9 protein-coding genes and 2 pseudogenes are annotated in these 9200 nt (G+C 68.0%); 6 read left to right on the forward strand and 5 right to left on the reverse strand.

Going from position 1 to position 9200, the window contains the following annotated elements; translation table 11 throughout:
- Positions 1–20: 20 nt before the first annotated feature.
- Positions 21–2072, reverse strand: a complete 2052-nt coding sequence (locus HDC93_RS39150; protein WP_260420005.1) for an ISAzo13 family transposase — start codon at positions 2070–2072, stop codon at positions 21–23.
- On the opposite strand from HDC93_RS39150, the gene HDC93_RS37175 reads away from it, so the two are divergent.
- Positions 2071–2844 carry a DUF5655 domain-containing protein gene (locus HDC93_RS37175; RefSeq protein ID WP_185015190.1) on the forward strand — a complete coding sequence of 258 codons (774 nt, stop codon included), beginning with the start codon at positions 2071–2073 and terminating at the stop codon, positions 2842–2844. The genes HDC93_RS39150 and HDC93_RS37175 overlap by 2 nt on opposite strands.
- Before the next feature lie 364 nt (positions 2845–3208).
- On the opposite strand, the pseudogene HDC93_RS39515 reads toward HDC93_RS37175, so the two are convergent.
- Together HDC93_RS39515 and HDC93_RS37185 are read right to left on the reverse strand one after the other, a co-directional pair.
- Positions 3209–3313 (reverse strand): annotated as a pseudogene (locus HDC93_RS39515) (hypothetical protein); the annotation flags it as partial.
- A 430-nt stretch (positions 3314–3743) separates the two neighbouring features.
- Positions 3744–4589 (reverse strand): SDR family oxidoreductase, encoded by an 846-nt coding sequence (locus tag HDC93_RS37185; protein WP_185015183.1) that lies wholly within the window; start codon positions 4587–4589, stop codon positions 3744–3746.
- 138 nt (positions 4590–4727) lie between these two features.
- Here HDC93_RS37185 and HDC93_RS39155 point away from each other — a divergent pair.
- A pseudogene (locus HDC93_RS39155) lies at positions 4728–4862 on the forward strand (winged helix-turn-helix transcriptional regulator); the annotation flags it as partial.
- Between the two features lie 172 nt (positions 4863–5034).
- Here the strand turns inward: HDC93_RS39155 and HDC93_RS37195 are convergent.
- Entirely contained in the window at positions 5035–5916 is an 882-nt protein-coding gene (locus tag HDC93_RS37195) for a radical SAM protein (RefSeq protein ID WP_185015184.1), read from the reverse strand.
- A 286-nt stretch (positions 5917–6202) separates the two neighbouring features.
- Between HDC93_RS37195 and HDC93_RS37200 the strand changes: the two genes are divergently transcribed.
- From HDC93_RS37200 to HDC93_RS37215, 4 genes are all read left to right on the forward strand, one after another.
- The gene (locus HDC93_RS37200; protein WP_185015185.1) at positions 6203–6583 is read left to right on the forward strand and encodes a VOC family protein; all 381 of its coding nucleotides are present in this window, start codon (positions 6203–6205) and stop codon (positions 6581–6583) included.
- Between the two features lie 80 nt (positions 6584–6663).
- Positions 6664–7446 (forward strand): MBL fold metallo-hydrolase, encoded by a 783-nt coding sequence (locus HDC93_RS37205; protein ID WP_185015186.1) that lies wholly within the window; start codon positions 6664–6666, stop codon positions 7444–7446.
- A 37-nt stretch (positions 7447–7483) separates the two neighbouring features.
- On the forward strand, positions 7484–7879 hold the full coding sequence (locus HDC93_RS37210; protein ID WP_185015187.1) for a nuclear transport factor 2 family protein: 396 nt from the start codon (positions 7484–7486) through the stop codon (positions 7877–7879).
- A gap of 73 nt (positions 7880–7952) precedes the next feature.
- Complete coding sequence (locus HDC93_RS37215) at positions 7953–8378, forward strand: PPOX class F420-dependent oxidoreductase (protein WP_185015188.1); 426 nt, start codon at positions 7953–7955, stop codon at positions 8376–8378.
- Positions 8379–8465: 87 nt separating this feature from the next.
- Here the strand turns inward: HDC93_RS37215 and HDC93_RS37220 are convergent, their stop codons facing one another.
- The gene (locus HDC93_RS37220; protein WP_185015189.1) at positions 8466–8981 is read right to left on the reverse strand and encodes a MarR family winged helix-turn-helix transcriptional regulator; all 516 of its coding nucleotides are present in this window, start codon (positions 8979–8981) and stop codon (positions 8466–8468) included.
- Between the last annotated feature and the right edge of the window lie 219 nt (positions 8982–9200).

Raw genomic sequence — 9200 nt, forward strand, 5'->3', positions numbered from 1 at the left:
CGCCGGGCGATGTTCTTCACTCATCGGGGCATCCTCGACGAAATGGGACACTCGCATAAGGCATGTACGGGCCTTGACCTGCATAAACGCCCTCTAAGGACGGGTTGGGCGTTGTTGAGGGTGCTGAGACTGATGCCGAAAGCATCCGCCAGGACCTGCCGGGTGCCGAGCTTGCGCTGATAGAGGACGGCGGCCAGGAGGCGCTCGGCGTCGGTGATCCTCTGCCGGAAGACGCCTCCGCGGGTGCCTGGCTGGCGCGGTCCGCCGCGCTGCTGGTGGCGGCGCCGTTCGATCAAGGCGGCCTGTTGCAGCGACAACTGATCGATGAGGTTGGCGAGTTCGGTGCGGTCCATTCCGGTCAGGGAGGGGTCGGCCAGGTGGTGCGTGAGCTGGAGCCGGGCGGTGACCGGTGCCCCGGTGCGTACGAAGTCTTCGATCTCCTGACCACTTGAGAAACACAGCGTGGTGGGCGTGATGGAGATGCCGTTTCCCTGAAGGAGCCGTCGGACCTCCTTGATGGACGGGCCGATGGTGCGCTGGCACAGGCCCAACATCTCGGCCAGCAGGTTCTGTGAGCACACGTGCCGGAGGTAGATCACGCTGAGCAGGACCCGGTCTGCGGGGGCGAGGACCGGGCGCTTGTTGTCTCCGGCCCCGTGGCGGCGAGGTCCGCCACGCTTGCGGTGCAGGCGTTCCTCACGCAGGGAGCCCAGCTCGGGCGTGATTTTCCCGCACAGAGCCGCCAGTTCCTCGTGGCTCATCCCGGTCAGGGCCGGCTCGGACAGCAGGTCGAGCACCTGCCGGCGGGCCGTGTCCTGATCCGCGACCTGGGAGAGTTCGTCATCGACATGGTCAGCATCGGGGCGAACGGTGTAGTTCCAGGCGCCGTGCGTGACGTGGTACTCGATCGGCAGGCCCTTCAGCTGGGCCTTGCTGATGGCGATGCCCAAGGGGTAGCGGCGGGTGTCGAGTTCGGCTTCGACCCTCAGCCCACGGCGGGTGCGTGTCGCGGCGATGGACTGGACAACGACTTCATAGCTGGTCAGCGGTCGGCCCCGCCAGTTCATCGTGATGTGGGAAAACAGCCGGTGCTCGATCTTGTTCCATTTCGAGGTGCCAGGAGGGAAGTGACAGACAGTGATCGCCAGGCCCGTCTCGGAGGCGAGTCTGGCCAGCTCCGCCTTCCAGACGCGGAAGCGGTAGCCGTTGGAGCCACCCGCGTCCGCGGTGATCAGCAGACGGGTGGCCTGCGGGTAGTCGTGACAGCCCCGGGCCTGCCACCAACGGCGGATCGAAGCGGCTGCGAAGGCCGAGGTGTCGTGGTCGGTGCCGACATTGACCCAGCCGGTGTCCGCCGAAAGATCGTAGATGCCATACGGGATCGCCGCCTCGCCCGACGGCCCGGAGAAAAAACTGTGATCGTCGACCTGGACCGGGTCGCCCTTCGGCCGCCACTGCCGTCCGGAGTTGGGCAGTCGGCCGATCATCTCCTTCTTCTTCGTGTCCACGCTGATGACCGGCTCGTCGTCGGCTTGGTGCTGCTTCACCTGCTCGTTGAGGTAGCGGAACTGGGCATCCCGGTCCGGGTGCTGCTTGCCCTCCAGAGTCTTGGCCTGGGCCTGGAGGCTGAAGCCGCTGTCCTTCAGCAGCCGGCCCACCGTCATCGCGGAAACCGGATGCCCCTGACGCGTCAGCTCTTCGGCGAGGTTCCGCAGCGACTTCGTCGTCCACCCCAGCGGCGACATCGGATCGCCCCGCTCATCCGGCTCGACCAGCGCCATCAAAGCAGGCAGCAGAGCCGGATCGACCTCCTCGGCACGCTTGCGGCCCCCGCCGGACCTGCGAGTCCGGCCTGCAGGTGGTGGGGCCTGGCCCGCCTCCAACTCGAAGACACCCCTGCGGACCGTGGTCTCGCTCACCCCCGTGATCCGCGCGACGGCCCGGACACCGCCATGCCCCAGCAACCTCGCCTCGGCCGCCATCAGCAGACGCCGCTGACGCTCGTCCAGATGCGGCAGCAATATCCCGAACCGCACGGCGAGTTGACCGTGCTCCCCCTCCGAAAACGCCATACCAGGTCAACGAGGCGCGAGCGAGTACGGCACTGGGACGGTCCACGGGGGCCGCATCGATTCGCTCGGGCTGGACGAGAACGGATCGCCGGTCATCGTCGAGTACAAGCGCGGTGTCGACGCCGGCGTCATCAACCAGGGCCTGTTCTACCTGGCGTGGCTGATGGACCATCGCGCCGAGTTCGAGCAGCTGGTCCGCGACCGGCTCGGGGTGACGGCCGCGTCCCAGGTCCTGTGGAGCGGACCGCGCCTGATCTGCATCGCCGGCGACTTCACGCGCTACGACGTGCATGCCGTGCGCGAGCACCGGAGGTCGATCGATCTGGTGCGCTACCGACTCTTCGGCAGCGACCTGCTCAGCCTTGAGACCGTGGCGTCCGTGAGCGGCAGCATGCAGGTAGCACGCCGGCCGCGCCGCCAGGTGGTCGCCAGGGCGGCGGCCGGCGCCGGGGGCGCGTCGATGGTGGAGCTGGCGAACGCGGTCGACGAGGTACTGCTCGGGCTCGGGGACGGTGTGAACCGCGTCGAGCGCAAGATGTACCGGGCGTATCAGCGTCTGCGGAACTTCGCCTGCTTGTGTCCGCCGCAGCGGAGCAAGCTGCTGGTCTACCTGAAGGTCGACCCGAAGGACGTCGACCTTGTTCCGGGGTTCACCCGGGACGTGTCGGGTCTCGGTCACCATGGGACGGGTGATCTGGAGGTACAGCTTCGTACGGCGAAGGACGTGGAGCGGGCGCAGGATCTGTTCCGGGCCAGCTACGCGGCGGCATGATCGCCTGCCGCCCACTGACTGCTCTGTGGTCGTGGGGCGATGCCGTTCGACGTGCGAGTAGGGCGTGGCGGTGAATGATGCGCGGGATCGCCGGTTTGGCTACCGGTGATCCCGCACTATGCTGCCCCGCTCTTTTGCACCGATGATCAGCGCGAGCGGCTAGCAGCAGGGTTGGCTGCGTCCACGGGAGGGGCTGGCAGGCTGGTGATGAGGCTCGTTCTGCGTTCGGGGCCCGCGGTCTGCGGGCGGCGAAGGCCGGTTTCGTGGGCGAGGGTGTCGGAGAGATCGGCCAGCAGCGAACTCGGGTGTGCGGGGACGCGGTGACGGCCCAGGTGGGCCGGTCAAAGTGGGGACCGGCCCAGACGGTCCAGCTGGCCAGGTTCTGGGTCGGGTGCTGGGCGGTGAAGGCGTCGAACTGGACGCCCGCGTCTCCGCCGGGGGACGTCCAGCGGATCCATTGCCCGTCCACGGTGTGCTACATCCGACGTCGGTGAGGGGCTGTGTGGCCATCTTCTCGTCCACCGGGGCGCCCATGGCCGTGTCCCACCGTCGCCGCCGGCTAGGTGATGCAGAAGCTCCTCTATCACCGGGGCGGGGGTGGCGCCGGTCGCGGTGAGGACCCACATGCGGTCGGAGACGGGTGTCCCTTAGGCGGCCACGGTCAATGCTGTTTCGTGAGCGGGTGTTTCGTGGACGCGCTCGATGCGCAGGGTCTGGGACTCGTGGATGGCGTGGGTTGTCTCGTCCGACCAGGCCCGTTCCCTGTCAAGTGCAGCGTGTTGAAGTTAAGGCGGTCCCAGCGCGGGCGGTCGGCAACTTGAAGGCTTGGCAGGCCGTCCGCCGAAGACGGTGGCCTGCCAAGCCTTGGCGAACTGGGCGGGAGCTGACAGCGGTTGTGGTCAGAGGCTGATGTCGGCCAGCCACTGGCTTGTGGTCCGGGGGGTGACTCCCAGCAGCTTCTGGGCGGAGGTCTCCGGCGTGATCGAGCGGCCAGGCATGGCGCTCATCGCCTGGTAGGCGCCTGCGATGTCAACGGCGGCGCTCTCCCCGATCAGGGGAGCCATCGAGGTACGGAACTCCTCGGTGGTGATCTGGTCGAAGACCACGTCCCGTCCGAGCCTGGTGCCGAATGCTTCGGCCAGGTCCGGCCCGGTGATCGCCGGGTACTGGCCGACGGAGACCACGCCGGTGACGTCCGTGCGGTCGAGCAGGGCGACGGCGGCGTCGGCGATGTCCAGGTGGGAGGCCCAGGAGACGGGGAAGCCGGCTCGGATCGGGTAGGGCAGTACGCCGCGCTCGCGGACCGAGCCGATGACGTGCGGCATGAGCAGGTTCTCGAGGTAGAGCTCGGGTGCGATGACCGCGTGGGATACCCCGCTGTCGGCCAGGCCGGCGGCCAGGGTCGCGGCGGCACCGCCGATGGCGGGGTCGATGGGGAAGCCGCTGGTGGAGAACACGACGCGGTCCGGCCGGGCCTCGCGGACGGCGGTAAGGATGTTGTGCGCGTAGGTCTGGCGGTCCTCCTCCGAGGCCACCGGCAGGTGGACGAAGATTCCTTCGGCACCTCGGTAGGCGTCGGTCAGGTCGGCGACGGAGGAGTAGCCGGCGGCCACGACGTGCTGCGCGCCGGGCACGAGCGCGTCGGGGTTTCGGGTCAGAGCGGTGACGGTCCTGCCTGTGGCGGCGAGAGCGGCGACGACAGGGGCACCCTGGGCGCCGGTGGCGCCGTGAATCACGTAGGTCATGACGTCATTAGTGCATGAGGTGCACCGGTTACATCAACTGCACTAATGGGGTACGGTCAAAACTGTGACTGATCCCTGTCTTCCCGAGGTGTCGCGCGGTTCCTCACGCTGCTCAACGGGCCGTGGGCCACTCTGATCGTGCGCGAGCTGCTGCATGGCCCCCACCGGTTCAACCAGCTGCGCGAGGCCCTGCCGGGCATCAGCCCGCACACCCTGACCAGCCGACTGCGCCAGTTCGAGCGGCATGGCATCGTCACTCGCACGTCGTATGCGGAGATCCCGCCGCGTGTCGAGTACGCGCTGACCCCTCTTGGTGAGGGGCTGCGCGAGGTCCGGCACCGCCATGGGGGCGTGGGCCATGGCGGTGCCGGATCCCGAGTCCGGCGTCACCGCCTGAGGTACGTCTGGCCCGGCCCCCGGCCCCCGGACACGTTCATGGCCATGGTCACGCCGAGGATGCGAGCCTCTGCCGCAAGGTGTCGTTGTCGTCGTGGTGGACGACCTCCTCGAAGCGCAGCCGCAACCCGTGTTTGTCCAGCAGCTCCGCCACGATCGCGTCGAGCTGATCGCGGTGCTCCTTGGTCCGCGCCTGGAGGTATGCCTCGCGGACGTCTTCGGGCTCGTCGGCGAGGACCTGGTCCATGCGTTCGCGGATGTACTGCTTGAGGTTGATGTGCTCCATGAACACCTCGCTGACTCCTGCCTCGACGAGCCGGCCGAAGAGGTCGTCGAGGAGTTCGGGCTGGGTGGCGAAGTGGGGTAGGAGCGGGCCGACGAAGGCGTAGGTGGGGATGCCTGCCTCGTTGAGTTCGGCGAGGGTGCGCAGGCGGCGGGAGGCGAGTGGGGCGCGTACCTCCAGCCAGCGGCTGACCTTGTCGTCGGTGGTGGTCACGGTCATGCCGACCTCGGCGCGGGACAGGCTGGTGAGCAGGTCGATGTCGCGGGTGACCACAGGTGACTTGGTGAGGATGCGGACCAGGCCCGGATACTCGACCCTCTCCAGTTCGCGCAGGATGCCGCGGGTGAGCCGGTACTTCGTCTCGTGGCCCTGGTAGGGGTCGGTGACCGAGCTGAGCAGCATCGTGCCCCGGCGCTTGTCCTGCGGCATCTTCGCCAGTTCCTTGCGGGCGAGTTCGACCGCGTTCTTCTTCACGTACAGGTAGTCGCCCCACTCCTTGACCGACCGGCCGAACTGGCGCCCGGCGAAGCTGGCGAAGCAGTAGGCGCAGCCGATCACGCAGCCGGTGTAGGGGTTGATGACGTAGTCGTTCGAGGGGGTCTTCGACTTCTGGATCAGGGTTTTCGCCTCGATCTCGACCGGCTCCATGACGTGCTTCCTTCCTGAGGCCCGGCTGTCCGTGTCCGGCGCGCCGGGGTCCTGTGCTGTCCGAGGGCCGGTGGACCGCAGGCCGCCGAACCCATAGACAGGAACAATAATCTGCGGAAGTTGATTCCATGGAATGCAAATGGTTTGCTGGACCCCGGGCCGGTCCGGAGCCCGTCGTCCCCGCCGGACTCAGGCGAGCCCCGCGCGGAGCGATGGTCACCATCTGCATTTAGCCCGGCCCAGAGAGTCACATCCGTCCCCTTGTGGGGCGTAAGGAGTGCGTGTCATGACTGTTCCCGCCTTCAACTCGGTCGCCTGGTTCGAGTTCGGCACCGACCAGCCCGAGAAGGTCAAGGAGTTCTACGGCGAGCTTTTCGACTGGCAGTACGTCCTCAACACCAACACCCCCGGCGTGACCTATCACTCGGTGATGACGCCGGGCGCCGGGCAGCCGACCGGCGGCGTGTGGGAGTCGGAGGGCAACTTCCCCAACTACGCGATCTTCTACGTCCTGGTCCAGGACGTCGCAGCGACTGTCGAGCGCGGCCGGGAACTCGGCGCCGAGGTCCTCATGGAGCCGGTCTCCGACGCTGCGGGCTTCACCTTCGCCCGGCTGGAGGACACCGCCGGCAACCAGTTCGGCGTCTTCTCCGTACCCGCCCCGTAACCCTGCCCCTTCCGCCCTGCCTCCCGCCGGAGCGCGCCGCAGGGTCACGGGCCACCGTTCCCCGACCGAGAGGTTCCCCGATGTCCGGCGCCAGCGCCACCAGCGAAAAGATCCCTGTCCGCGTCTACGGCGGCCCCACCGCGCTCGTCGAGTACGGCGGGCTCAGGTTCGTCACCGACCCGACCTTCGACCCGCCCGGCGAGTACCCCATGCCCCTCCCCGGCGACCACAAGCTGGTCAAGACCGCCCCCTCGCCGGTCACCGCCGCCGACCTCGGCCGCGTCGACGCCGTCCTGCTCTCCCACGACACGCACGAAGACAACCTCGACAACGCCGGGCGTGCCCTCCTGGCAGAGGTGCCGGTCGTCTTCACCACCGAGAGCGGCGCCGGCCGCCTGGGCGGCAGCGCCCGCGGTCTCGCCTTCTGGCAGACCGCCGAGCTCAAGCGGCCCGACGGCGGGACCGTGACCGTCACCGGCGTGCCCGCCCGGCACGGCCCCGTGGGCTGCGAGCCGATCTCTGGTGATGTCATCGGCTTCATGCTCACCTCCGACGACCTGCCCTCGGTCTACGTCAGCGGCGACAACGCCGCCCTGGAGCATGTCAAGGAGATCGCCGAGAGGTTCGCCCCGGTGGACACCGCGATCCTCTTCCTCGGCGGTGCCCGCATGCCCTTCGCCTTCGACGGCGCCCTGCTCACCCTCGACAGCGCCCTGGGCGCCGAGGCCGCCAAGACGCTCGGCACCCGCCGCGTCGTCCCCGCGCACTACGACAGCTGGGCCCACTTCCAGGAAGGCCGCGCCGAGATCGAGGCCGCCTTCACCGAGGCCGGCCTGGCCGACCGCCTCGACTTCGCCCGATGACCCCGACCGAACCCGCACGAGAACCATGGAGAGCGCGATGACCACTGCGAACCTCGACCTGGCCCGCGCTTACTTCCAGGCCGTGCAGACCGGAGACATGGCCGCCCTCGGCGGCCTCCTCGACGAGCAGATCGTCTGGCACCAGCCCGGTGCCAACCAGTTCTCCGGCGACCACAAGGGACAGGACGCCGTCTTCCAGATGCTCGGCCGCATGATGGAGGCCAGCCAGGGCACCTTCGCCATCGACAAGATCCACTCCCTCATGGGCAACGGCGACCTGGTCGCCGCCCACATCCACTTCACCGGCCGCCACGGCGACACGTCCATGGCCATGGACGGCGTGGATCTCCTGCGCATCCAGAACGGCAAGATCACCGAGATGTGGCTCTTCTCCGGCGACCAAAACGCCGAAGACGCCTTCTGGGGCCGCTGAAACCCACTTCGCCACTCCGAGGCCGGCCCGGCCTCGGGATGGCGAACGGCCCCATCAGAGTGAAAGGCATCGCATGCGGAAGATGACCGACGAGGAGTGGCGGGCGTTCGTCACGCACGGCACCCGCACCGGCAAGCTGTCGACCGTCCGAGCCGACGGCAGCCCGCACGTCACACCGGTGTGGTTCCTTCTCGACGGCGACGACATCGTGATCACCACCGAGAAGGACGGCGTCAAGGGCCGCAACCTCACCCGCGACGGACGCTTCGCCCTCTGCGTCGACGACGACCACCCCCCATACGCGTTCGTCATCCTCCAAGGACACGCCGAGACCTCCGCGCACCCCGACGAAATGCTGCACTGGGGCGGCCTCCTCGGCGCCCGCTACATGGGCGAGGACCGCACCCAGGAGTACGCCGCCCGCAACGGCGGCCCCGGCAACCTCCTCGTCCGCGCCCACATCGACAAAGTCATCGCCTTCAACGGCATCGCCGACTGAACGGCAATGGGCGGCTGGTGCAGGACAGGCGAGCATTGTCGTCTGCCCCGCACCAGCCGCCCATTGGCGTGCCCGAGACGCCCCGGCTCACGAGGCCGACCGGCCGGGCTGCTTCGGCGCCCGCATCGCCGGAACCGGCTGCTGACCCGCGGCCTTGCGCTCTGCGTCCAGAGCACGTCCGGCCGCCCGCAGCGTACTGAGGACCGCGGTCACCTCGCGTACCGACTCCTCGGGGATCACCGACCCGATCCGCAGTTCCAGCTCCTCCTCGAAGACCTTCAGCGCCCCGTCCACCAGCTTCCGCCCCTCAGGGGTGAGCTCGACGATCGAGGAACGGCGGTCGTTCGGATTGGCCTTCCGACCACACAGCCCCGCCGCCTCCAGACGGTCGACGACCTTGCTCGTGCCGCCCACCGTGATCGAGAACTCCTCCGCGATGTCCTGGATCCGCCGCCCAGGCCGCCTCAACAGCAGGTGCAGCACCTCGAACGAGGTCAGCGCCAGGTCGTACTCCGCCCGCAGCCGCCCCTCGATGCCGTCCCACAACTCGATCTCCAGCGAGACCAGCTCCCGGTACAGCAGCTTCAGGTCAGCGTCAGCCATCACTCATCTTCCAAAGAATTATCTTCCACAGACAGTTAATTGTAGGTCACCAGTATCGGGACCCTCAGACGCCATCCCCTTTCCGAACGTGATCGTTTGGTTCGGGTGTGCCAAGGCGCTGGTGCTCAGACGCCATCCGCTTTCCGAACGTGATCGTTTAGTTCGGGCTGGGTGGGCATGAACTCCGGTTGGCGGCGGGAGAGATGGGCGTGGTTCGTC

Source organism: Streptomyces sp. AK010 (genome assembly GCF_014207295.1).
In the GTDB taxonomy this organism is placed as follows: domain Bacteria; phylum Actinomycetota; class Actinomycetes; order Streptomycetales; family Streptomycetaceae; genus Streptomyces; species Streptomyces massasporeus.